This window comes from Ralstonia condita, assembly GCF_958405655.1.
In the GTDB taxonomy this organism is placed as follows: domain Bacteria; phylum Pseudomonadota; class Gammaproteobacteria; order Burkholderiales; family Burkholderiaceae; genus Ralstonia; species Ralstonia condita.
On sequence record NZ_CATYWO010000001.1, the window covers coordinates 147,824 to 171,345 of the forward strand.

The following is a 23,522-nucleotide window of genomic DNA, read 5'->3' on the forward strand; positions in this document are numbered from 1 at the left end:
GCGGCCCCTGTCATGCAGACACGGGCCGCCTGGCGCGTCAGGTTGCCTTGATGGCCTTGATCTTGTTGCCCTCGCCCAGTAGCACGACTTTGGGCTTGTAGCTGGCGACTTCCTCTTCGTTCATCGGCGCATAGGTGCAGATGATCAGCAGATCTCCCACGTGGGCGCGGCGTGCAGCGGCGCCGTTGAGCGAGATTTCGCCCGAGCCGCGCTTGCCCTTGATGATGTAGGTGGAGAAGCGCTCGCCGTTGTTGACGTTGTACAGCTCGATCTTTTCGTATTCGCGCATGTCGGCGGCATCGAGGAGGTCCTCGTCGATGCCGCAGGAGCCTTCGTAGTCGAGATCGGCCTGGGTGACGGTCGCGCGGTGCAGCTTGGCGCGAAGCATGTTGCGTTGCATGAAGCTTTCCTTGAAACAGAAATGAAATCGCCACTGGCGACCGCACCGGGTTGTGACGCCCGGCAGGTCGTCGTCTCCGTTCTTATTTGGCGGCGCTCGTGGCTGCGGGAGCGCGCACCACCTGGCCGGCCTGACTGAGCAGGCAGGCGGCCACGATGTCGTCTTCGCGGTTGATGTTCAGGCCGCCATCCTTGTCGATGATCAGCTTGAGGAAGTCGAGCACGTTGCGGGCGTAGAGGGCAGAGGCATCGGCCGCCACCATCGACGGGAGGTTGGTATAGCCCACCAGCGTGACGCCGTGCTTGACGACCACGCGGTCGGCCTCGGTCAGCGGGCAGTTGCCGCCCTGCGCCGCCGCCAGATCGACGACGACCGAGCCCGGCTTCATCGCCTGCACGGTGGCTTCGGACAGCAGCGTCGGCGCGCGGCGGCCCGGGATCAGCGCCGTGGTGATGACGATGTCGGCCTGGGTTGCGCGCGTGTGCACGAGTTCAGCCTGGCGGCGCATCCAGTCGGGCGGCATCGGGCGGGCATAACCGCCCACGCCCTGGGCGATTTCGCGCTCTTCGTCCGTCAGGAACGGCACGTCGAGAAACTTTGCACCCAGCGATTCGATCTGCTCTTTCACGGCCGGGCGCACATCGGATGCCTCAATCACGGCACCCAGGCGCTTGGCCGTGGCGATGGCCTGCAGGCCGGCCACCCCGGCGCCAAGGATCAGCACGCGCGCGGCTTTTACGGTGCCGGCGGCGGTCATCAGCATCGGCATGAAGCGCTGGTAATAGTTGGCCGCCACCATCACGGCCTTGTAGCCGGCGATGTTGGCCTGGGAGGAGAGCACGTCCATGCTCTGCGCGCGCGTGGTGCGCGGCGCGGCTTCCAGCGCGAACGCGGTGACGTTGGCAGCAGCGAGGCGGGCCGTGTTCTCGTCATCGAACGGGTTGAGCATGCCGACAAGCACCGCGCCCGGCTGCATCTGCGCCAGTTCGGCGGCTTCCGGCGAGCGCACCTTCAACACGATCTGCGCGCCGAGCGCTTCGGCTGCGGTGCCGATCCTGGCGCCGGCAGCCACGTAAGCGTCGTCGGGCTGGGCGGCGGCCACGCCGGCACCGGACTGCACCGTCACCTGGTGGCCCAGCGCGATGTACTTCTTGACCGTCTCCGGGGTCGCGGCAACGCGCGTCTCGTCCGCCCGCGTCTCCTGCGGGATGCCGATGTGCATCGTGATCTCCTCGTCTTGTTGCGCGCGGTGCGGAACGGCGCGCGGTCGGTGTTTATTAAACGATGTGGAGCTTACCCGAACTTTTTGGCAGGCGGACGCTCGTCGACTGCCCTATTGAATTTCGGTTGCGGGACGAGAAAATGCGCCAATCGATCGCAAACGTGTGCTCAACTGTACACAAATTGCACGGTGGAGGGTCGGTCGCCGTCCATGAGCGGGAAGCGCGCTCGCCCGCTACAATAACGCCTTGTTTTTGTTGCCTTTTTGCCATGAACCAAGCTGTTCGCTGGAAACCCAGCGTCACGGTCGCCGCCGTCATTGAGCGGGATGGACGCTTTCTGCTGGTGGAGGAGCACACCGATGCCGGCTTGCGCCTGAACCAGCCTGCCGGCCATCTCGACCCGGATGAAAGCCTGGTCGATGCCGTCGCGCGGGAGGCCCTGGAAGAAACCGCCCACAGCTTTGTGCCGACAGCGTTCCTGGGCTGCTACATGGCGCAGTTCCAGCCGCCGCAAGGCGATCCGATTACCTATGTGCGGATGGCATTCACGGGCGAACTCGGCCCGCTTGACCCGCGCCGCAATCTCGACGACGGCATCGTTCGCACCGTGTGGATGACCGCGGACGAGATCCGCGCGAGCCGCGAGCGGCATCGCAGCCCGCTGCTGCTGGCCTGCGTAGAGGACTATCTGGCTGGCAAGCGTTATCCGCTCGAGGTGATTCAAACGCATCCGAGCGTCTACGGCCTGGAGGGCGCGCAATGAGCGGCAAGAAGCGCGTCGTCGTCGGCATGTCCGGCGGCGTGGATTCGTCCGTCACGGCGTGGCTGCTCAAGCAGCAGGGCTACGACGTCGTTGGCCTGTTCATGAAGAACTGGGAAGACGATGACGACAGCGAGTACTGCTCGACCCGGCAGGACTGGATCGACGTGGTATCGGTGGCCGACCTGATCGGCGTGGACGTCGAGGCCGTCAACTTTGCCGCCGAGTACAAGGACCGCGTCTTTGCCGACTTCCTGCGCGAATACTCGGCAGGCCGCACACCCAATCCCGACGTCCTGTGCAACGCCGAGATCAAGTTCAAGGCCTTCCTAGATCACGCGATGGCCCTTGGCGCCGACACGATCGCGACCGGGCACTACGCCCGCGTGCGCGAGGTTGACGGCCGCTTCGAGCTGCTCAAGGCGTTCGACCACACGAAAGACCAGAGCTATTTCCTGCACCGGCTGAACCAGGCACAGCTCTCGCGCACGCTCTTCCCGCTGGGCGAGATTCCCAAGACGCGCGTGCGTGAAATCGCTGCCGAGATCGGCCTGCCGAACGCCAAGAAGAAGGATTCCACCGGTATCTGCTTTATCGGCGAACGGCCGTTCCGCGATTTCCTGAACCGTTATCTGCCGACCAAGCCGGGCCCTATCAAGACGCCTGAGGGCAAGACCGTTGGCCAGCACATCGGCCTGGCGTTCTACACGCTGGGCCAGCGCAAGGGCATTGGCATCGGCGGCAGCCGCGACGGCAACGGCGACGCCTGGTACGTGGCGCGCAAGGACATGGCGGCCAACACGCTCTACGTGGTGCAGGGACATGATCATCCATGGTTGCTCACGCATACCGTGCATGCCGCAGACCTGAGCTGGGTGGCCGGCCATGCGCCCGCCGAAGGCGCTGACCTTGCCGCCAAGACGCGCTATCGGCAGGCCGATGCGCCGTGTGCCGTCGTGCGTGCGACGCCAGACGCGCTGACGCTGTCCTTCGCGGATGCCCAGTGGGCCGTCACGCCGGGTCAATCGGCGGTGCTGTACGACGGCGAGATCTGCCTGGGTGGCGGCATGATTTCGGCGGCCGAGCCGGCCGTCGTCGAAAGCGCCGTCGCCTGACCGGAATTCGCAACACTGCGTTGCGACGGCTGCGGCCCTCGCAGTGCTCGTTTAAGCTGGCGCCCTGATTGATCTCCACTCAGGGTTTGCCATGCTGCCACGTCGTTACTGGGCCTTTGCGGGCGTTGTGCTGGTGTTCCTGTTGACCGCGGGTCTTGCAGTGGCACGGCAACTGCATTGGGCATGGGCGGCCTTGGCCGGCGTGTTCGTCATCCTGGGGTTGCACGACCTGATGCAGACGCGGCACTCCGTGCTGCGCAACTACCCGCTGTGGGGCCACTTCCGTTTTCTGTTCGAGTTCATCCGCCCGGAAATCCGCCAGTATTTCGTTGAAGACGACACGGACGAGCGGCCGTTCTCGCGCGCCCAGCGCAGCATCGTCTACCAACGCGCCAAGGGCGAGGTCGACAGCCGCCCGTTCGGTACCGAAGTCGACGTGAAGGTGCCGGGGCATGAGTGGATCGGCCATTCGCTGGCACCCTCGCGCATCGCCTCGTCGGACTTCCGCGTGATGGTGGGGGAAGGCCGCGCCAAGCCGTATTCGATGTCGGTGTTCAACATTTCTGCGATGAGCTTCGGGGCGCTGTCGGGTAACGCGATCCGGGCGCTGAATCGCGGTGCCAAGCTGGGCAACTTCATCCACGACACGGGCGAGGGATCGATTTCTCCGTACCACCGCGAGGAGGGCGGCGACCTGATCTGGGAAGTCGCCTCCGGCTACTTCGGCTGCCGCGATGCCAATGGCCGGTTCGATCCGGATCGCTTTGCCGAGCAGGCGCGCAGCCTGCAAGTGAAGATGATCGAGGTGAAGCTGTCGCAGGGTGCCAAGCCGGGCCACGGCGGCGTGCTGCCGGCGGCCAAGGTGACGCCCGAGATTGCGGCCACGCGCGGCATTCCGGTCGGGCAGGACTGCATCTCGCCGGCTGCGCATTCGGAATTCAGCACGCCGCTGGGGCTGCTGCAGTTTGTCGATCGGCTGCGCACGCTGTCGGGCGGCAAGCCGACCGGCTTCAAGCTGTGCATCGGGCACCCGTGGGAATTCTTCGGCATCGTCAAGGCCATGCTTGAGTCGGGCATCCTGCCGGACTTCATCGTCGTTGACGGCGCTGAAGGTGGCACGGGGGCGGCGCCGCTCGAATTCACAGACCACGTCGGTACGCCGCTGCAGGAGGGGTTGCTGCTGGTGCACAACACGCTGGTGGGCACCAACCTGCGCGACAAGATCAGGATCGGCGCGTCGGGCAAGATCGTCACGGCATTCGACGTGGCGCGCACCCTGGCCATGGGTGCCGACTGGTGTAACGCGGCGCGCGGCTTCATGTTCGCCCTAGGCTGCATCCAGGCGCAGAAATGCCACACCGACCGCTGCCCGACCGGCGTGGCGACGCAAGACAAATCGCGCCAGAAAGCGCTGGTGGTGCCCGATAAGGCCGAGCGCGTGCATCAATATCATGCGCACACGTTACACGCGCTGCTGGAGCTGACGCAGGCCGCCGGCTTGCAGCATCCGGCGGATTTCCGCGCGCACCACATCGTGCGGCGGGTGTCAGGCAACGAGGTCCAGTTGCTGTCCGCGCTGCTCAAGTACCTGGAGCCCGGCGATTTGCTTGCCGGACGTTATCGCTATCAGCTTTACGAGCGCTACTGGCCGATGGCGCAGGCCGAACGATTCGACCCTGTCGCCATGTAGTCGATGCATTACTGCGGCTGCGTTTCCAGGAAGCTCGGCCGCTTCTCGATGCGTGCGTAGAACGCGGCCAGGTTGGCGTGACGCTCGCGCCAGTCGATCTGCGGCTGGCGGAAATCCAGATAGGCGAGGGCACAGCCGACGGCAATATCAGCCAGGGTCAGATGGTTGCCGTTGCACCATGTCTTCTCGGCCAGGCCTTGCGCCATGGCCTTGAGCGACTCGTCGATCTTGTGATTCTGCCGGGCGAGCCAGGTTTCGCTGCGCTGCTCGGGCGTACGCTGCGTGTGCTCGATGCGCAGCATGATGGCGGCGTCAAGCAGGCCGTCGGCCAGCGCCTCCCAGCAGCGGACTTCCACGCGTTCACGGCCTGAAGGCGGGATGAGGCGCGCCACCGGCGAGAGCGTATCGGCGTACTCGGCAATCACGCGGGAGTCGAACAGCGCACCGCCGTCGTCCATCACCAGGCACGGGACCTTGCCCAGCGGGTTGAACTGGTCGATCTGCGTGCCTGTGCTCCACACGTCTTCGAGCACGAACTGGTAGTCGATTTTCTTTTCAGCCAGGACGACGCGCACCTTGCGGGTGTACGGGCTGGCGTGCGATCCGATCAGTTTCATAGGCATGTCATGTTGGAGGCGGAAGTATAGCCGCGCGCTTTCCTGCGTGCTTTGGCCGGCGCTTCCACCAAAAGGAGGCTTGCCAAGGCGTGGGATTGACCGTGAAGCCGGCGTTCCGGATGGTAAAATCGCAGGTTCGCCATGGACGCGTCTGGTCGCTCCCGGCTTAACGCTCGATGCCCCGTCCGGGTTGTCCGGATTGAGATTCCCTTCACATTTTTTCCCGCCTGCCATGTCGTCGCTTTCTGCCCTGACCGCTCTGTCTCCCATCGATGGCCGCTACGCTGCCAAGGCCGATCCGCTGCGCGAGTGGCTGTCGGAAGCCGCTTTCATGCGCAATCGCGTGAAGGTGGAGGTGCACTGGTTGATCTCCCTGTCGCAGGCCGGCCTGGCCGAGATCCCGCGTTTCTCGGCGGCCGCCGAGGGCGCCCTGTTGGCTCTGGTCGAAAATTTTGCCGAGGCAGACGCCGCCCGCATCAAAGAGATCGAAGCCGTCACCAACCATGACGTGAAGGCCGTCGAATACTGGATGAAGGAGCGCGTGCGCGGCAACGCCGAGCTGGAAGCCGCCAGCGAGTTCATCCACTTCGCCTGCACGTCGGAAGACATCAACAACACCTCGCACGGGATGATGCTCAAGGGCGCGCGCGACACCGTGATCGTGCCGACGTTGCGCCGTGTGCAGGCGCGCCTGGTGGAATTGGCCCACGCCAACGCCGATGTGCCGATGCTCTCGCGCACGCATGGCCAGCCGGCCAGCCCGACCACGCTGGGCAAGGAAATGGCCAACGTGGCCGCCCGCCTGGACCGCGCCATCCGCCGCATCGAAGCCGTGGAGCTGCTGGGCAAGATGAACGGCGCCGTGGGCAACTACAACGCGCATCTGTCGGCGTATCCGTCACTGGACTGGGAAGCCTTCTCGAAGAACGTGATCGAGACCCGTCTGGGGCTGACGTTCAACCCGTACACCATCCAGATCGAACCGCACGACTACATGGCCGAGCTGTTCGACGCGGTGGCGCGCGCCAACACGATCATCCTGGATCTGGACCGCGACGTCTGGGGCTACATCTCGCAAGGCTATTTCAAGCAGAAGACCAAGGCTGGCGAAATCGGCTCGTCGACCATGCCGCACAAGGTCAACCCGATCGACTTCGAAAATTCTGAAGGCAACGTCGGCCTGGCCAACGCGGTGCTGCGCCATCTGTCGGAGAAGCTGCCCGTGTCGCGCTGGCAGCGTGACCTGACCGATTCGACCGTGCTGCGCAACATCGGCGTGGCTTTCGGCTATAGCCTGCTGGCCTACGACGCGTGCCTGCGCGGTTTGGGCAAGTTGGAAACCAACCCGGCCCGCTTGGCCGAAGACCTGGACGCCTGCTGGGAAGTGCTGGCCGAGCCGGTGCAGACCGTGATGCGCCGCTACGGCATCGCCAATCCGTACGAGCAGCTCAAGGAACTGACGCGCGGCAAGGGCATTTCGCGCGAGGCGCTGCGTGAGTTCATCGGCACGCTGGCGATTCCCGAAGACGCCCGCAAGCTGCTGCTCGACATGACCCCCGGTAGCTACATCGGCAAGGCGGAAGAACTGGCACGCCGTATCGGCACCCTCTGATTGTTGCGAAAATTTGTTGGTGCGCCCTGAAAAACGGCCCGCTTCCAGACACTGGAGCGGGCCGTTTTGTTTGGTATGCCCGACCGTAGCCGCACTTCGCCAACCACAGCGCGTCTTCTCATAATCAAAATATTTGAACGGTTTCGTGAACTTACGAGGGGCTTGGCGGGTCCGATCGCGCAAATAATGCACCAATCGTTTGGTGCTGCGGTCTGATTGATAGGCGGCGCCACAGAGCGTCTCCTTAACCGAGGGAACCGATGACACAAGCTGCCCAACCCAATCTCGCCATGCGGGGTGCCTCCGAGGATGGCACCTACGCCAAGCCCGCGATTGCGCTGCACTGGATCATCGCACTGCTGATCTTTGCGGCATTCGGGCTCGGTCTGTACATGACCGACATTCCTGGCTTTACGCCGACCAAGCTCCGGCTGTACTCGTATCACAAGTGGATCGGTATCACCGTGCTGATCTTTGCCGTGCTGCGCGTCGTGTGGCGCCTCACGCATCCGGCCCCCGCTCCCGTGAAGGGCATGCCTGCATGGCAGCACAAAGCTGCGGAAGCCGCACACATTGCGCTGTACCTGCTGATTCTCGCGGTGCCGCTAACGGGCTATCTCCTGAGCGTCGCGGCCGGTATCAAGGTCGTCTACCTTGGCGTGTGGGAAATGCCGATGCCGTTCGACAAGAGCGATGCGCTCAAGGAAATCTTCGAGGTGGCACACCAGTGGCTGAACTGGACAATGGCCACCATCGTTGTCGTGCACATGCTGGCCGCGCTCAAGCATCACATCGTCGATCGTGATGGCACGTTGCGCCGCATGCTGCCGTCCCTGCGCTGACTCGGCGGTTCCGGTCCTCAAGCCCGCCGGTGCATGCCGGCGTCCACCGCCTCCCCCCTCTTCACCAAGACTGCCGGCATGGTCCGGCTTGACCGAAGGAGTCTGATCATGAAACGTTTCGTGCGCCCCCGCGCGATTGCGCTGGTTGCTGCCAGCGCGCTGTCGATCGCCGCGTGGTCGGCCACAGCCCAGGTGGATGCCGCCAAAAGCAGCGTTACGGCGACCGGCAAGCAGCTTGGCGTGCCGATGGACATCAAGTTCGGCAAGTTCGATGCCGCCGTGAACTACAACCCGTCCAACGTGGCTGCGTCCACCGCCAGGGTCGACATCGACATCAACAGCGTCGACGTGGGCAGCAAGGAATACAACGACGAACTGAAAAAGAAGGATTGGTTCGACGCTGCCAGGTACCCGAAAGCCACCTTTGTCTCGTCGGCCTTCAAGCCCGGCGCCAATGGCAAGGTCGACGTGGTCGGCAAGCTGACCATCAAGGGCATCACGCAGGACGTGACGGCACCTGTCAGCTTCAAACAGGACGGCGCCAATCAAGTCTTTGAAGGCGCGCTGCCCGTCAAGCGCAATGCATTCAAGGTCGGTGACGGCGAGTGGAAAGACACCTCCGTCGTCGCCGATGACGTGACGATCAAGTTTCGCGTCGTCATTGCCAAGAAGTAATTCCCCTCTGGATTTTTTGCCCCTTTTTTCGCAGGAGTTCTCATGAAATTGCGTACCCTCGTTGCTGCCTTGTCCGCCATTGCCGCCACTGCCGCTTTTGCCGCCCCCTCGACCTACCAACTGGACCCGAGCCACACTTACCCGAGCTTCGAGGCCGATCACATGGGCGGCCTGTCGAAGTGGCGCGGCAAGTTCGAGAAGTCCAGCGGCACCGTCACGCTGGATCGCGCGGCCAAGAGCGGCACGATCGACGTCACCGTCCAGACCGACAGCATCGACTTTGGCCTGGCCAAGATGAACGAGCACGCCAAGAGCGCCGACATGTTCGATGTTGCCAAGTACCCGACGGCCACGTTCAAGGGCAACTTCACCAAGTTCAAGGGCGACGTGCCGACCGAGGCTGAAGGCCAGCTCACGCTCCACGGCGTGACCAAACCGGTCAAGATGGAAATCGATTCGTTCAAGTGCATGCAGCACCCGATGCTCAAGCGCGAAGTCTGCGGTGCTGACGCCGCAATGCAGTTCAAGCGCGATGAGTTCGGTCTCGATTTCGGCAAGGCCTATGGCTTCAACATGGAGACCAAGTTGAAGATCCAGGTGGAAGGCCTGAAGCAGGACACCAGCGTCGCACAGCAATAAGCGCCGCGTGCAAAGAAAAAGCCCCGCAACTGCGGGGCTTTTTGCTTGGTGGATCGATTGAACAGGGCGCTCAGACCTGGGCACCGTAGTTCGGGTCATCCTTCGGGCCGCCGGCCTTCTTCTCGCCCTTGACGAGGTCTTCGCGCTTGACCCCGAGCCACATGCACAGGGCCGCCGCCACGAACACCGACGAATAGATACCGAACAAGATGCCGATGGTCAGCGCCAGGGCAAAGTAGTGAAGCGTCGGACCACCGAACACCAGCATGGACAGCACCATCATTTCGGTCGAGCCGTGGGTGATGATGGTTCGCGAGATGGTGCTGGTGATTGCGTGGTCGATCACCTCGTGCGTGTTCATCTTGCGGTACTTGCGGAACGCCTCGCGGATCCGGTCGAAGATCACCACCGACTCGTTCACCGAGTAGCCCAGCACGGCCAGCACCGCCGCCAGCACCGACAGCGAGAACTCCCATTGGAAGAACGCGAAGAAGCCCAGGATGATGACGATGTCGTGCAGGTTGGCGATCACGCCCGCCACGGCAAACTTCCACTCGAAGCGGATCGACAGGTAGATCACGATGCCGATCACCACGAACAGCAGGGCTAGCAGACCGTCGGTGGCCAGCTCCTTGCCGACCTGCGGGCCGACGAACTCGACACGCTGCAGCTTGGCGTCAGGGTGGGCGGCGTTCAACGCCGTCATCACCTGCTGGCTCTGCACGGCCGAGGCGACGGGCTTGCCGTCCGGGCCGTTCTTGAGCGGAAGGCGGATCATGACGTCGCGCGAGGTGCCAAAGTTCTGGACCTGCGCATCGGCATAGCCGAGTTTTTCGACGTCTGCGCGGATCTTCGGCAGATCCGCGGTTTGGGTGTACGCCACCTCCATTACCGTACCGCCGGTGAATTCCACCGACAGATGCAGCCCTTTGTGAAACAGGAAGAAGACAGCGGCGATAAACGTCAGGAACGACACGGCGTTGAAGACCAACGCGTGCTTCATGAACGGAATGTCGCGGCGGATGCGGAAAAACTCCATGGTCTGCCCTTTGTGGCAACCGGCCCGTTGATGCGGGGCCGCTGCCGGTTATGCTTGGTTCAGTGTTGATGCGCCTTACTGCTGTGCCGGCGACTGCGTGTTGCCGGGCTTCCACACCTGACCGATCGCCAGGCTTTGCAGCTTCTTGCGGCGGCCGTACCAGAGGTTGACCAGCGCGCGATTGAAGAACACGGCAGAGAACATCGAGGTCAGGATGCCCAGGCAGTGCACCACAGCGAAGCCGCGTACCGGACCCGAACCGAAGGCCAGCAGTGCCAGACCGGCGATCAGCGTGGTCACGTTCGAATCCAGGATGGTCGCCCATGCGCGCTCGAAGCCGGCGGCGATCGCCATTTGCGCCGATGCCCCATTGCGCAGCTCCTCGCGGACGCGCTCATTGATCAGCACGTTCGCGTCGATGGCCATCCCGAGCGCCAGCGCAATGGCGGCAATGCCGGGCAGCGTGAGGGTGGCCTGCAGCATCGACAGGATGGCGATCAGCAGGAACACGTTCACACCGAGCGACACCACCGAGAACATGCCGAAGAGCATGTAGTACAGCGCCATGAACACCGAGATGGCGAGGAAACCGTACAGCGCGGAGTCGAAACCCTTCTTGATGTTGTCCGCACCGAGCGACGGGCCGATCGTGCGCTCTTCGATGATCTCCATCGGCGCGGCCAGGGAGCCTGCGCGCAGCAGCAGCGCGAGGTCCGCCGAGGCTTCGGTCGAGCCCATGCCGGTGATCTGGAAGCGCGAACCCAGCTCGGACTGGATGGTCGCCACCGTCAGCACTTCACCCTTGCCCTTTTCGAAGAGCACGATGCCCATGCGCTTGCCGATGTTGTCGCGCGAAACGTCGCGCAGTACACGGCCGCCCTGGCCATCCAGCGTGATGTCGACCGACGGATTGTGATTCTGGTCGAAGCCGGCCGATGCGCTGGTGATGCGATCACCCGTGAAGATCACCTGCTTCTGCAGCAGCACTGGGGCGCTGCGGCCTTGCGTGAAGAGTTCGTCGCCAAGCGGTACCGGGTCGCCGACGCGCGGCACGAGCGGCGCGTTCGGGTCAGCCAGGCGCGCTTCCAGCGTGGCGGTACGGCCGATGATGTCCTTGGCCTTGGCGGTGTCCTGCACACCGGGCAGTTGCACCACGATGCGGTCCGGGCCCTGTTGCTGGATCACTGGTTCCGCCACGCCCAGTTCGTTCACGCGGTTGTGCAGCGTCACGACGTTCTGCTTGACGGCGTTGTCCTGCACTTCTTTCATCGCGGCCGCGGTGAAGGTGCCGGTGAGGGTGGCGCCGTCGGCGGTCTTGTCGACGCTGTAGGCCAGTTCACGGGTGGAGTCTGCCAGCACGCTGCGCGCGCGGTCGGCGTCATCGGCGTTGCTGAACTTGATGATGACGGAATTGCCGCTGCGATCGATGCCGTTGTGGCGGATGCTCTTGTCGCGCAGTTGCGTGCGGATGTCACCGGCCAGCGAATCGAGCTTCTTCGTCACCGCGCCGTTCATGTCGACCTGCAGCAGGAAGTGCACGCCGCCGCGCAGGTCCAGGCCCAGGAACATCGGCAGGGCGTGGATCGAGGTCAGCCAGCGCGGCGAGCCCGACAGCAGGTTCAGCGCGACGATATAGGTCGGATCGGTTTGATCGGTATTCAGGCCGCGGGCCAGGATGTCCTTGGCCTTGAGCTGCGTGTCGGTGTCGGCAAAGCGAACACGCACGCTGGCGGAGGTTCCGTTGCTGTCGAAGAACACGCCGTTGGGCTGGATGTTCGCGGCGGCAAGCAGGCTTTCAACCTGCTTCTGCGTGTTCAGGTCGACCTTGACGGTCGCCTTGCCCGACGACACCTGCACGGCAGGCGCCTCGCCAAAGAAGTTCGGCAGCGTGTAGAGGAACCCGATGGCAAGCGCCACCAGGATCACAAGGTATTTCCAGAGTGGGTAACGATTCATCTTGGGGGCCGGTGAGGCGGCGCGAGCGGCCGTGGCGCGGAATATTCAGGATAGGCGCTGCCCGGGGCTCCGGCGCCTGCGCGAGGGCTGCGCGGCGCCGGGCGGGGCGGCTTACAGTGCCTTGAGCGTGCCCTTGGGCAGCACGGTCGTCACAGCGCTTTTCTGGACGGTGATTTCAGTGTTGGCCGCGATCTCAACGGTGACGTACTGCTCGGCCACCTTGGTCACCTTGCCCAGGATGCCGCCTGCGGTGACGACTTCGTCGCCCTTGGCCAGCGCTTCGAGCATCGACTTGGTTTCTTTCTGGCGCTTCATCTGCGGGCGGATCATGATGAACCACAGCACCACGAACATCAGGATGATGGGCAGGAAGCTCATCAGGCCGCCTGCTGCACCACCAACCGGTGCGGTTTGCGCGTAAGCGTCGGAAATGAGGAACACGTCAGAACTCCGTAATGGTTCGTCAATCGGTCAAAAATCGGACCGGACATTCTACCATTGCGGTGCTGCGGCAAATGGGCGCGCGCGGCCCCCTTCGGCGGCGTGTCAGAGCGCCCCGCGCGCGCGGTCGGCGGCAAAGCGGGCCTGGAATGCGGCAAAGCTGTGCGACTCGATTGCCGCACGCATGTCTGCCATCAGCTCGAGGTAGTAATACAGGTTGTGAATCGTGTTCAGGCGCGCGCCCAGGATCTCGCCCACGCGCTGCAGATGGTGCAGGTAGGCGCGCGAGAAATTGCGGCAGGTGTAGCACCCGCAGCTTTCATCCAGCGGCCGGGGGTCATTGCGGTGGACGGCGTTCTTGATCTTCACGTCGCCGAAGCGCGTAAAGAGCCAGCCGTTGCGCGCGTTGCGGGTCGGCATCACGCAATCGAACATGTCGATGCCGCTGGCAACGCCCGCCACCAGGTCTTCCGGCGTACCCACGCCCATCAGGTAGTGCGGCTTGTTGACCGGCAGACGCGGCGCCACGTGATGCAGCACGCGCATCATGTCTTCCTTCGGCTCGCCGACCGACAGGCCGCCGATGGCGTAGCCGCCAAAGCCCTGGCCGCCCGCGTCGGCATCAATGGCCTGCAGGCCGGCCAGCGATTCATCGCGCAGGTTTTCGAACATGCCGCCCTGGACGATGGCGAACAGCGCGTTCGGGTTGTTTTCGCGCTCGAATTCGTTGCGCGAGCGCTGTGCCCAGCGCAGGCTCATGCGCATCGAGGCTGCGGCTTCGGCCTCGGTGGCGGGGCGATCGCCGATCTTGTACGGCGTGCATTCATCGAACTGCATGACGATGTCGGAGTTCAGCCGGCGTTGGATCTGCATGGAGATCTCCGGCGAGAGGAACAGCCGGTCGCCGTTGATGGGCGAGGCAAAATGCACGCCTTCTTCGGTGATCTTGCGCAGATCACCCAGCGAAAACACCTGGAAGCCGCCGGAGTCGGTCAGGATGGGTTTGTCCCAGCCGTTGAAGCCGTGCAGGCCCTTGTGCGCATCCATGACTTCCAGCCCCGGGCGCAGCCAGAGGTGGAAGGTATTGCCCAGGATGATCTGCGCGCCGATGTCCTTGAGCTCCGCCGGCGACATCGCCTTGACCGCGCCGTAGGTGCCCACCGGCATGAAGATGGGCGTCTCCACCACGCCGTGGTTCAGGGTCATGCGGCCGCGCCGGGCGAGGCCATCGGTGGTGAGCAGTTCGTACTTGAGCATGGTCAGGCGAGGGGGGAATCGGGTTCGGCGCGCGTCAGCAGCATCGCGTCGCCGTAGCTGAAGAAGCGGTAGCGCTGGGCGATGGCATGCTGGTAGGCCGCACGGATCGCGTCCATGCCCGCAAATGCCGACACCAGCATCATCAGCGTCGACTTGGGCAGGTGGAAGTTGGTGACCATCGCGTCGACCAGGCGGAAGCGGTAGCCGGGCGTGATGAAGATGTCGGTGTCACCACTGCCCGCGTGAAGCGTGCCGTCGGGCAGTGCCGCAGATTCGAGCGCGCGCATCGAGGTCGTGCCGACGGCGATCACGCGCCCGCCGGCTGCACGCGTGGCCTGTACGGCTTCAGCCAACGCAGGCGTGATCTCATACCACTCGCTGTGCATGCGGTGCTCGGCGATGTTCTCCACCCGCACCGGCTGGAACGTGCCCGCGCCCACGTGCAGCGTGAGGAAGCCGCGGCGGATGCCCATGGCGTCCAGCCTGGCGAACAGCGCATCGTCGAAATGCAGGCCGGCCGTGGGGGCGGCAACGGCGCCCGGATTGCGCGCATACACGGTCTGGTAGCGCGTCTCGTCAAAGCTGTCCGGGTCGTGCTCGATGTACGGCGGCAGCGGCAGGCGGCCGTATTGCTCGATCAGGTCGAGCGCCGGCTGCGGAAAGCGCAGCGTGAAGAACGGCTCGGCGCGCGGGCCGACCGTCACGTCAAAGGCATCCGCCAGGCGCAGCGTCGTGCCTTCCACAGGCGACTTGCTGGAGCGGATCTGCGCCAGCACGGTGTGCTCGTCCAGCAGGCGCTCGACGAGCACCTCGACCTTGCCTCCACTGGCCTTGTGGCCGAAGAAGCGCGCCTTGATGACGCGGGTGTCGTTGAAGACAAGCAGATCCCCGGGGCGCAGGTAGTCGACCAGGTCGGTGAACTGGCGATCATCAAAGTGCACGCCATCGGCCTCACGGCGGACGGCCAGCAGGCGGCTCGCGGTGCGGTCGGGCAGGGCGGTTTGCGCGATCAGCTCGGGCGGCAGATCGAAATCGAAATCGGACAGCGTCAGCATGAAAAGTGGCGCAGACGTGGATTGCGCCAAGTGGTAGTGGCGAGCGCCGGTACAATCGACAGCGACCCGCAAAGTTCGCCATTGTAAACGTCCTGTGCCGCCTCGCGCCCGCTCCGTCTCCGCCGTTGCTTCCGTGCCCGATACCGAGGCCGCGCCGGCTGCCAAGCCCAAGCGTGACGCCGCGGCAAAACCCGCGCCCAAAACGGCCCGGCCGGCCGACAAGCTGGCCAAGCTCGGGCTGCACCGCGATGTCGACCTCGTCCTGCATCTGCCGATGCGGTACGAAGACGAAACCACGCTCCTGACCATTGCGGAAGCCACAGCCCGTGCCAATACCGGCTGGGCCGCGCAGGTCGAAGGCGTGGTGACGCGCAACGAAGTGGCGTTCCGCCCGCGCCGGCAACTCGTCGTGCACGTCGCCGATGATTCTGGTGAGCTGGTGCTGCGCTTCCTCAATTTCTATGGCAGCCAGGTCAAGCAGATGGCCGAAGGCGTGCGGCTGCGCGTGCGTGGCGAGGTGCGCGGCGGCTTCTTCGGCGCCGAGATGGTGCATCCGACCGTGCGCGCGGTCGCACCGGACGAGCCGCTGCCCGATCGTCTGACGCCCGTATATCCGAGCACGGCCGGTGTGGCGCAGGCGTATCTGCGCAAGGCGATTCTCAACGCGCTGACCCGCACGCCGCTGCCGGAAACGCTACCTCACAGCCTCATCACGGGGCCACTCTTGCCGCTGAAGCTGATGGCGCCCGCCGAAGCGGTGCGCGTGCTGCATCAACCGACGCCCGACGTGGACGAGCACAGCCTCATGGAACGCACGCATCCGGCGTGGCTGCGCATCAAGTTTGACGAGCTGCTGTCGCAGCAGCTGTCGCTCAAGCGTGCACAGGCGGCGCGGCGCATGCGCAATGCGCCTGTCCTGCGCGCCAGCCGCACGGATGGCCTGCTTGCCCGCTTCATGAATGCACTGCCGTTCCAGCTGACGGGCGCCCAGGCCCGCGTGTGGGAGGAGATCCGCGCAGACCTCGCGCACCCGTACCCGATGCAGCGGTTGCTGCAGGGCGACGTGGGCAGCGGCAAGACCGTCATCGCCGCGCTGGCCGCGTGCCAGGCCATTGACGCCGGCTGGCAGGCCGCGCTGATGGCGCCGACCGAATTGCTGGCCGAGCAGCACTACCGCAAACTTTCCGCATGGCTCGCGCCGCTCGGCGTTGACATCGTCTGGCTGGCCGGCAGCCTCAAGCGCAAGCAGAAGGACGAGGCGGCCGCCCGCGTGGCCGCAGGCACGGCGCAGCTTGTCATCGGCACGCATGCGCTGATCCAGGACGCCGTGACGTTCGCGCGTCTCGGCCTGGCCGTGGTGGATGAGCAGCACCGCTTCGGCGTCGCGCAGCGCCTTGCCCTGCGCGGCAAGGCTGGCAACGGCGACGCGCCCGCGGCCGGTAATGCGCAGGTGCCGCATCAGTTGATGATGTCTGCCACGCCGATCCCCCGCACGCTGGCGATGACGTACTACGCCGATCTCGACGTCTCTGCCATCGACGAACTCCCGCCTGGCCGCACGCCGGTCGTCACGCGGCTGGTGAATGATGCCCGTCGCGACGAGGTGATTGAGCGCATCTACGCCGCCGCGCGCGAAGGCCGACAGGTCTACTGGGTGTGCCCGCTGATTGAGGAAAGCGAAGCACTGCAACTGCAGACCGCCGTCGAAACCTTCGAGACGCTCTCGCAAAGCCTGGAAGGGTTGAAAGTGGGCCTGGTGCACGGCCGCCTGCCGTCGGCCGACAAGGCGGCTGTCATGAGCGCCTTCGCCGGCGGCGAGCTGCACGTGCTGGTGGCCACCACCGTCATCGAAGTCGGCGTCGATGTGCCGAATGCCTCATTGATGGTGATCGAACACGCCGAGCGCTTCGGCCTTGCGCAGTTGCACCAGTTGCGGGGACGGGTGGGGCGCGGCACCGCGGAATCGGTATGCGTGCTGCTGTACCAGGCGCCCTTGTCGCCCACGGCCAAGCAGCGCCTGCAGACCATGCGCGAGACCACCGACGGCTTCGAGATCGCACGGCGCGACCTGGAAATCCGCGGGCCCGGTGAATTCCTCGGCGCGCGGCAATCGGGCGAGGCGATGCTGCGCTTTGCCGACCTGAACCATGACGCGTGGCTCGTGGAGTTTGCCCACTGTGCAGCAGAGGAAATGCTGGTGCGTTATCCGGAAGCCGTGGATGCGCATCTCAAGCGTTGGCTCGGCGAGCGCGAGCATTACCTGCGCGTATAGGCAGGCTCGGTCTTGTGCCTCCCCGCTTCAGCGTGAGACCAGCGCCTGTTCGCGCATCATGGCGGTACGTCCGCAGGCAGCGCGCACGGCATCGGTGCACGGGGTTACTCCCGGGCCGGTTCGAGGCGCAGCAAGGTGATTTCCGACGGCGCGCCGAAGCGCTTTGGCGGGCCCCAGTAGCCAGTGCCGCGGCTGGTGTAGATCCACAGGCGGCCCAGCCTGTGCAGGCCCGCCGTGAACGGTTGCTGCAGCGGGACGAACAGGCTCCATGGCCAGAACTGACCGCCGTGCGTGTGCCCCGAAAGCTGCAGGTCGAAACCGGCTTCCGCCGCGGCCGGTGCGCTGCGCGGCTGGTGGGCCAGCAGGATGGCGGGTGTGACGTCAGCCGGCGAACCCGCCAGCGCGCGCGCCGGATCGCTCGTGTGGTCGGCGTGGAATTGGCCCGCGCTGAAATCCGTCACCCCGGCGATGACGAGCGACGCACCGTCGTGCTCGAGCACCACGTGCTCGTTCATCAGCACGCGCATGCCCAATCGCCCAAACTCAGACACCCAGGGCCCGACCCCCGAGTAATACTCATGGTTTCCGGTGACGGCAAAGACGCCATGCCGCGCCGACATGTCAGCCAGCGGCGCGATGTGATGACGCAGCACGGCCACTTCGCCGTCCACAAGATCGCCCGTGACGGCGATCATGTCGGGTTCCAGCGCGTTGAGCCGGTCCACCACGCCGGCCACATAGGCGCGCTTGATGGTCGGACCGACATGCAGGTCGGTGATCTGCGCGATGGTGAAGCCATGCAGCGGCGCCGGTAGATCCGCGATCGACACGGTGACGTGTGCCACACGCGGAATGCGACGCGCGTTGATGTAACCCACCAGCGTCACGAACGCGGCCAGCGCCAGAACCAGGACAGCGGAATCCAGCCGATACGTCACCGGCAGGAAGATGAGCGCGATGTCCCGCAGCAGGGTCAGCACGAGCAGCGTCGAGAACAACCCCATCAGCAAGGCGCCGACCCAGGTCACGCGGTCAGCCAATGCGATAGGCCGGACCACGAAGCGCGCCGCCATGCCGAAGGGAATCATCAGCGACGACACGCACAGGAACCCCACGCCTGCGATCCAACCGGCGCCGCTCAGGCCGAGGTCTGGCAGCAACCGCCAACCGATATAGAGGTGCAGCGCGGCCATCAGCACGACTGCTGTCGCAAGGAAGCGGCGCATGCGGCGAGGCACGGTTGCCTTGCTGTTCTGTTCATCACTCATGCTGGGATCGGTTCCTTATGATTTGGACGACACGTAGTCGACAGAGATGGGGGTGCCGGCGAGCAATGTCAACGGAGGCCACCCTGTTGTGATGCCTGGTCGATCGTTCAAACGCCAAGCAGTATTCTGCGTCCCTTGGTAAAATCTATCGACATCCAAAAGCCGATTGATTGCCATGACGCTCACTGAACTGAAATACATCGTCGCCGTCGCGCGGGAACGCCACTTTGGGCGTGCCGCCGAGGCCTGCTTCGTCTCGCAGCCGACGCTGTCGGTTGCCATCAAGAAGCTGGAAGACGAGCTGGCCGTGCAGATTTTTGAGCGCGGCGCGTCGGAAGTGAGCGTGACACCCGTGGGCGAGCAGATCGTCACGCAGGCCCAGCGCGTCCTCGAGCAGACCATGGCGATCCGGGAGATCGCCAAGCAGGGGATGGACCCGCTGGCCGGGCCGTTGCGCCTCGGGGTGATCTACACCATCGGACCGTACCTGCTGCCTGCGCTGGTCAAGCAGATGATCGATTCCGTCCCGCAGATGCCGCTGATGCTGCAGGAAAACTTCACCGTGCGGCTGGTGGAACTGCTCAAGCAGGGCGAGATCGACTGCGCCATCATGGCCGAGCCGTTTCCCGACGCGGGTTTGATGACGGTTCCGCTGTACGACGAGCCGTTCGTGGTGGCGGTGCCGCGCGGCCACGAACTGGCCAATGCGAGCGCAGTGGACCCCGAAGCCCTGAAGCAGCAGACCATGCTGCTGCTGGGAAACGGCCATTGCTTCCGCGACCATGTGCTGGGCGTGTGCCCCGAACTGTCGCGGTTTTCACAGAACGCAGACGGCATCCAGAAGACATTCGAAGGTTCGTCGCTGGAGACCATCCGCCATATGGTCGCCAGCGGGGTCGGCATTACAGTGCTGCCCCGCACATCGGTGCCCAGCATGCAGCCCGCCGCGACCGATCTCCTGACCTACGTGCCGTTCCAGGAGCCGGTGCCCGACCGCCGTGTCGTGCTGGCCTGGCGCAAGAGCTTCACCCGCATCGCCGCCATCGAGGCGGTGGCCAAGGCAGTCTCGCAATGTGACTTGCCTGGCATCAAGCCGCTGCCCTTCACCCCGCTCGTTCACTGAGGGTTTCGCGCCGCCAGCGCCACTGCATGACGGTCATAGCGCACGCCTAATTGATAGATAAAAACAATCAAATTCACATGCACGATAGTCATAAATTAGACTCTGTTCCATGGTGAGCCGTACGGCTCGTTCAACTTCCACCATGGAGTCCGACATGCCCCAGCCCCTTGCAACGAACCCCGTTGCGACCGTACTTGAGTGGCTCGCCGCCTATGGTGAGTCGCATTGATCCTGGCGCGTTCGCCGGCGCCGCGTCGGCCTACGGCCCGAGCCTGACGAGCCTTTGAGTTGGAAATCGCGCAGTCGAGGCGGCACAGCCGCTGCAGCGCGCGATGTGTGCATGACCCAGGAGAAAGATGATGGCAAAGGTGCGGATGTTCGTTTCGGAATGGCAGGCGTTTGCAGCGTCCGCGCGCGCCTCGCAGGCCGGGTTGCCGATGTTGTCCGGCGTGGCCGGCGCACTGGAACTGCGTAGTGCGGAGCGCGGTCGCCTGCAGCGCAAGTTGTTGCGCAAACAGGTCGGCTTGGCGCTGGCAAGTGCCGGCGCCGTGATCTTGTTCCTGCATGGCATGGTGCATACGATGGCGTGATCGCCATCGTCATAGGCAGGTGCCACAATCGGGGCCTGTCGCGCTGGCGGCAATCGGGCGAACTGCTCGAGGCGCGGGCGGTCCGATCGTATCGGGGTTGGACATTCGCGTTTTCGCATACCACTTTTTGAGAGGAATCCAGATGGCCAAGAAGAATGGCGGCGCTGCAGCAGCAGCCCAGATCAACATCGGTATCGCCGACAAGGACCGCAAGAAGATCGCCGAAGGCCTGTCGCGGCTGCTGGCCGACACGTATTCGCTGTACCTGAAGACGCACTACTTCCACTGGAACGTCACGGGCCCGATGTTCAACACCCTGCATCTGATGTTCGAGACGCAGTACAACGAGCTGTGGAACGCCGTTGATCCGGTGGCTGAACGGATCCGGGCGCTCGGCTTTCCGGCACCCGGTTCGTACTCGGAGTTCGCCAAGCTCTCGTCGATCCCCGAATCGAAGGGCGTGCCTGAGGCGATGGACATGGTGCGCGAGCTGGTCGCCGGCCACGAAGCCGTGACCCGCACCGCCCGCAGCCTGTTCCCGGATGTCGACAAGGCCGCTGACGAACCGACGGCCGATCTGCTCACCCAACGCATGGACATCCACGAAAAGACCGCGTGGATGCTGCGCTCGCTGCTCGCGTAAGTCCGCCCGGACTGGCGTTTCGCCACACGGACCGCAAGGCTCCGGACAGCAGAACAATCGCCCCCCCGCCCGTCATCCGCTGGGTCGCGGGCGGGGCCGCTCCCACCCCCATGACCTCACGAGAAAACCATGACTTCTGAAGCAAAATGCCCGTTTTCCGGCCATGCCTCTGCTGCGCCCCATGCCTTCGGTGGCGGTACGTCCAACAAGGATTGGTGGCCGAATCGGCTGCGCGTTGATCTGCTGAATCAGCATTCGGAAAAGTCGAACCCGCTCGGCGCGAAGTTCGACTACCGCAAGGCCTTCGCGTCGGTCGACTACGAAGCGCTCAAGGCAGACCTGCGCAAACTGATGACGGATTCCCAGGACTGGTGGCCGGCCGACTTCGGCCACTATGGTCCGCAGTTCATCCGCATGGCGTGGCACGCCGCCGGCACGTATCGCACCGGAGACGGCCGTGGCGGTGCAGGGCGCGGCCAACAACGTTTCGCGCCGCTCAATTCGTGGCCCGACAACGTCAACATCGACAAGTCGCGCCGCCTGCTGTGGCCGATCAAGCAGAAGTATGGCCAAGCCATCTCATGGGCCGACCTGCTGATCCTGACCGGCAACGTGGCGCTCGAAACCATGGGCTTCCGCACCTTCGGCTTTGCCGGCGGCCGCGAAGACACGTGGGAACCGGACGACGACGTCTACTGGGGCAACGAGACCACCTGGCTCGCCGAGACGCGCTATTCGGGCGACCGCAATCTCGCCAATCCGCTTGCCGCCGTGCAGATGGGCCTGATCTATGTGAACCCGGAAGGCCCGGACGGGAATGGCGACCCGCTTGCTGCCGCACGCGATATCCGCGAAACGTTCGCCCGCATGGCGATGGACGACGAGGAAACCGTGGCCCTGATCGCCGGTGGCCACACCTTTGGCAAGACGCACGGCGCGGGCCCGGCGAGCCACGTCGGCGCAGACGTTGAAGCGGCGCCGCTGGAAGCCCAGGGCCTGGGCTGGGCCAGCACGTTCGGCACCGGAAAGGGCGCGGACGCGATCACCAGCGGGCTCGAAGTCACGTGGACCCAAACGCCTGCGCAATGGAGCAACCATTTCTTCGAGAACCTGTTCAAGTACGAATGGGTGCAGGAAAAGAGCCCGGCGGGCGCATTGCAGTGGGTGGCCAAGGATGCGGAAGCGATCATTCCCGGGCCGACGCCCGATTCGCCCAAGCGCCGCCCGACCATGCTGACGACCGACCTGTCGCTGCGCTTCGATCCGGCCTATGAAAAGATCTCGCGCCGCTTTCTCAACAACCCGCAGGCGTTTGCAGAAGCCTTCGCACGCGCGTGGTTCAAGCTGACCCACCGCGACCTCGGCCCGAAGTCGCGTTACCTCGGCCCGGAAGTGCCGCGTGAAGATCTGATCTGGCAAGACCCGCTGCCGGCTGCCATCCACAAGCCGAGCGAGGCCGACATCGCCGACCTCAAGGCGAAGATTGCTGCTTCGGGCCTGTCGGCATCCGAGCTGGTTGCCGTGGCGTGGGCGTCTGCCTCGACTTTCCGCGGTTCGGACAAGCGCGGCGGTGCCAACGGTGCGCGCATTCGCCTGGCGCCGCAGAAGGATTGGGCGGTCAACCAGCCGGTGGCTGGCACGCTGGCCAAGTTGGAGGAGATTCAGCGCGCCTCCGGCAAGGCTTCGCTGGCTGATGTGATCGTGCTCGCGGGCAGCGTCGGTATCGAAATGGCTGCCAAGGCTGCGGGCACGACCGTCACGGTGCCGTTCACGCCGGGCCGCGTTGATGCAATGGCCGAGCAAACCGACGCTGCCTCGTTCGCGCCGCTGGAACCGGTCGCCGACGGCTTCCGCAACTACCAGAAAGCCGACTTTGCGGTGCCGGCCGAAGTGCTGCTGCTCGATAAGGCGCAACTGCTGACGCTGACGGCGCCCGAGCTGACGGTGCTGATCGGCGGGCTGCGCGCCATCAACATCAACGCGGATGGCAGCCAGCATGGCGTGCTCACCCACACCCCGGGAGCGCTCACCAATGACTTCTTTGTCAACCTGCTGGACATGGGCACCGAATGGAAGCCAGCCGGCGACATCTACGAAGGCTATGACCGCGAGTCCGGCAAGCTGAAGTGGACCGGTACGCGCGTCGATCTGGTGTTCGGTTCAAACTCGATCCTGCGCGCGCTGGCCGAGGTATTTGCCAGCGCCGACGGCAAGGAGCGCTTCATCAGCGAGTTCGTGGCCGCCTGGGTCAAGGTGATGAACCTCGACCGTTTCGATCTGGCCTGAGCCCCGGTCATCGGGACTA

21 protein-coding genes are annotated in these 23,522 nt (G+C 64.5%); 12 read left to right on the forward strand and 9 right to left on the reverse strand.

All coding sequences use genetic code 11. The annotated features are described in order from the left end of the window. Window positions 1–37 precede the first annotated feature (37 nt). Together panD and R2N03_RS00675 are read right to left on the reverse strand one after the other, a co-directional pair. Window positions 38–400: an aspartate 1-decarboxylase gene (panD, locus tag R2N03_RS00670; RefSeq protein WP_316653897.1), complete on the reverse strand. Its 363-nt coding sequence runs from the start codon at window positions 398–400 to the stop codon at window positions 38–40. Between the two features lie 82 nt (window positions 401–482). Beyond that, on the reverse strand, window positions 483–1,622 hold the full coding sequence (locus tag R2N03_RS00675) for a Re/Si-specific NAD(P)(+) transhydrogenase subunit alpha (protein WP_316653900.1): 1,140 nt from the start codon (window positions 1,620–1,622) through the stop codon (window positions 483–485). Window positions 1,623–1,891: 269 nt separating this feature from the next. Here R2N03_RS00675 and R2N03_RS00680 point away from each other — a divergent pair, with 269 nt between their 5' ends. The 3 genes from R2N03_RS00680 (at window position 1,892) to R2N03_RS00690 (ending at window position 5,188) form a co-directional block, all read left to right on the forward strand. Further along, on the forward strand, window positions 1,892–2,386 hold the full coding sequence (locus R2N03_RS00680; RefSeq protein WP_316653902.1) for an NUDIX hydrolase: 495 nt from the start codon (window positions 1,892–1,894) through the stop codon (window positions 2,384–2,386). Beyond that, the gene (gene mnmA, locus R2N03_RS00685; protein WP_316653904.1) at window positions 2,383–3,498 is read left to right on the forward strand and encodes a tRNA 2-thiouridine(34) synthase MnmA; all 1,116 of its coding nucleotides are present in this window, start codon (window positions 2,383–2,385) and stop codon (window positions 3,496–3,498) included. The genes R2N03_RS00680 and mnmA overlap by 4 nt, the downstream gene beginning before the upstream one ends. Window positions 3,499–3,589: 91 nt before the next feature. After that, complete coding sequence (locus R2N03_RS00690) at window positions 3,590–5,188, forward strand: FMN-binding glutamate synthase family protein (protein WP_316653907.1); 1,599 nt, start codon at window positions 3,590–3,592, stop codon at window positions 5,186–5,188. 8 nt (window positions 5,189–5,196) lie between these two features. Here the strand turns inward: R2N03_RS00690 and R2N03_RS00695 are convergent, their stop codons facing one another. Then, window positions 5,197–5,805: a glutathione S-transferase N-terminal domain-containing protein gene (locus R2N03_RS00695; protein WP_316653909.1), complete on the reverse strand. Its 609-nt coding sequence runs from the start codon at window positions 5,803–5,805 to the stop codon at window positions 5,197–5,199. A 232-nt stretch (window positions 5,806–6,037) separates the two neighbouring features. On the opposite strand from R2N03_RS00695, the gene purB reads away from it, so the two are divergent. From purB to R2N03_RS00715, 4 genes are all read left to right on the forward strand, one after another. Next, the gene (purB, locus tag R2N03_RS00700; protein ID WP_316653911.1) at window positions 6,038–7,417 is read left to right on the forward strand and encodes an adenylosuccinate lyase; all 1,380 of its coding nucleotides are present in this window, start codon (window positions 6,038–6,040) and stop codon (window positions 7,415–7,417) included. A gap of 260 nt (window positions 7,418–7,677) precedes the next feature. Continuing rightward, window positions 7,678–8,259, forward strand: coding sequence for a cytochrome b (locus R2N03_RS00705; protein WP_316653914.1), 582 nt, complete (start codon window positions 7,678–7,680; stop codon window positions 8,257–8,259). 108 nt (window positions 8,260–8,367) lie between these two features. Further along, window positions 8,368–8,934, forward strand: a complete 567-nt coding sequence (locus tag R2N03_RS00710) for a YceI family protein (RefSeq protein ID WP_316653918.1) — start codon at window positions 8,368–8,370, stop codon at window positions 8,932–8,934. 42 nt (window positions 8,935–8,976) lie between these two features. Beyond that, entirely contained in the window at window positions 8,977–9,573 is a 597-nt protein-coding gene (locus R2N03_RS00715; protein WP_316653919.1) for a YceI family protein, read from the forward strand. 70 nt (window positions 9,574–9,643) lie between these two features. Here R2N03_RS00715 and secF read toward each other — a convergent pair whose 3' ends face one another. The 5 genes from secF to queA form a co-directional block, all read right to left on the reverse strand. Then, entirely contained in the window at window positions 9,644–10,612 is a 969-nt protein-coding gene (secF, locus tag R2N03_RS00720) for a protein translocase subunit SecF (protein ID WP_316653921.1), read from the reverse strand. A gap of 75 nt (window positions 10,613–10,687) precedes the next feature. After that, on the reverse strand, window positions 10,688–12,568 hold the full coding sequence (gene secD / locus R2N03_RS00725; protein ID WP_316653923.1) for a protein translocase subunit SecD: 1,881 nt from the start codon (window positions 12,566–12,568) through the stop codon (window positions 10,688–10,690). A gap of 111 nt (window positions 12,569–12,679) precedes the next feature. Beyond that, complete coding sequence (yajC, locus tag R2N03_RS00730) at window positions 12,680–13,009, reverse strand: preprotein translocase subunit YajC (protein ID WP_316653925.1); 330 nt, start codon at window positions 13,007–13,009, stop codon at window positions 12,680–12,682. Between the two features lie 105 nt (window positions 13,010–13,114). Beyond that, window positions 13,115–14,266: a tRNA guanosine(34) transglycosylase Tgt gene (tgt, locus tag R2N03_RS00735; RefSeq protein WP_316653926.1), complete on the reverse strand. Its 1,152-nt coding sequence runs from the start codon at window positions 14,264–14,266 to the stop codon at window positions 13,115–13,117. 2 nt (window positions 14,267–14,268) lie between these two features. Beyond that, the gene (gene queA / locus R2N03_RS00740; RefSeq protein WP_316653928.1) at window positions 14,269–15,321 is read right to left on the reverse strand and encodes a tRNA preQ1(34) S-adenosylmethionine ribosyltransferase-isomerase QueA; all 1,053 of its coding nucleotides are present in this window, start codon (window positions 15,319–15,321) and stop codon (window positions 14,269–14,271) included. 94 nt (window positions 15,322–15,415) lie between these two features. On the opposite strand from queA, the gene recG reads away from it, so the two are divergent. After that, window positions 15,416–17,593 (forward strand): ATP-dependent DNA helicase RecG, encoded by a 2,178-nt coding sequence (gene recG / locus R2N03_RS00745; RefSeq protein ID WP_316653930.1) that lies wholly within the window; start codon window positions 15,416–15,418, stop codon window positions 17,591–17,593. A 104-nt stretch (window positions 17,594–17,697) separates the two neighbouring features. Here recG and R2N03_RS00750 read toward each other — a convergent pair whose 3' ends face one another. Beyond that, a complete protein-coding gene (locus R2N03_RS00750; protein ID WP_316653931.1) occupies window positions 17,698–18,861 on the reverse strand; it encodes a metallophosphoesterase in 1,164 nt (387 codons plus the stop codon). Window positions 18,862–19,036: 175 nt separating this feature from the next. Between R2N03_RS00750 and R2N03_RS00755 the strand changes: the two genes are divergently transcribed. From R2N03_RS00755 to katG, 4 genes are all read left to right on the forward strand, one after another. Beyond that, a complete protein-coding gene (locus R2N03_RS00755) occupies window positions 19,037–19,984 on the forward strand; it encodes a LysR substrate-binding domain-containing protein (protein ID WP_316653933.1) in 948 nt (315 codons plus the stop codon). A 359-nt stretch (window positions 19,985–20,343) separates the two neighbouring features. After that, on the forward strand, window positions 20,344–20,574 hold the full coding sequence (locus R2N03_RS00760) for a hypothetical protein (RefSeq protein WP_316656468.1): 231 nt from the start codon (window positions 20,344–20,346) through the stop codon (window positions 20,572–20,574). Window positions 20,575–20,716: 142 nt separating this feature from the next. Further along, window positions 20,717–21,217 carry a Dps family protein gene (locus tag R2N03_RS00765; RefSeq protein WP_316653935.1) on the forward strand — a complete coding sequence of 167 codons (501 nt, stop codon included), beginning with the start codon at window positions 20,717–20,719 and terminating at the stop codon, window positions 21,215–21,217. A 129-nt stretch (window positions 21,218–21,346) separates the two neighbouring features. Continuing rightward, window positions 21,347–23,503: a catalase/peroxidase HPI gene (gene katG / locus R2N03_RS00770; protein ID WP_316653937.1), complete on the forward strand. Its 2,157-nt coding sequence runs from the start codon at window positions 21,347–21,349 to the stop codon at window positions 23,501–23,503. Window positions 23,504–23,522: the final 19 nt, after the last annotated feature.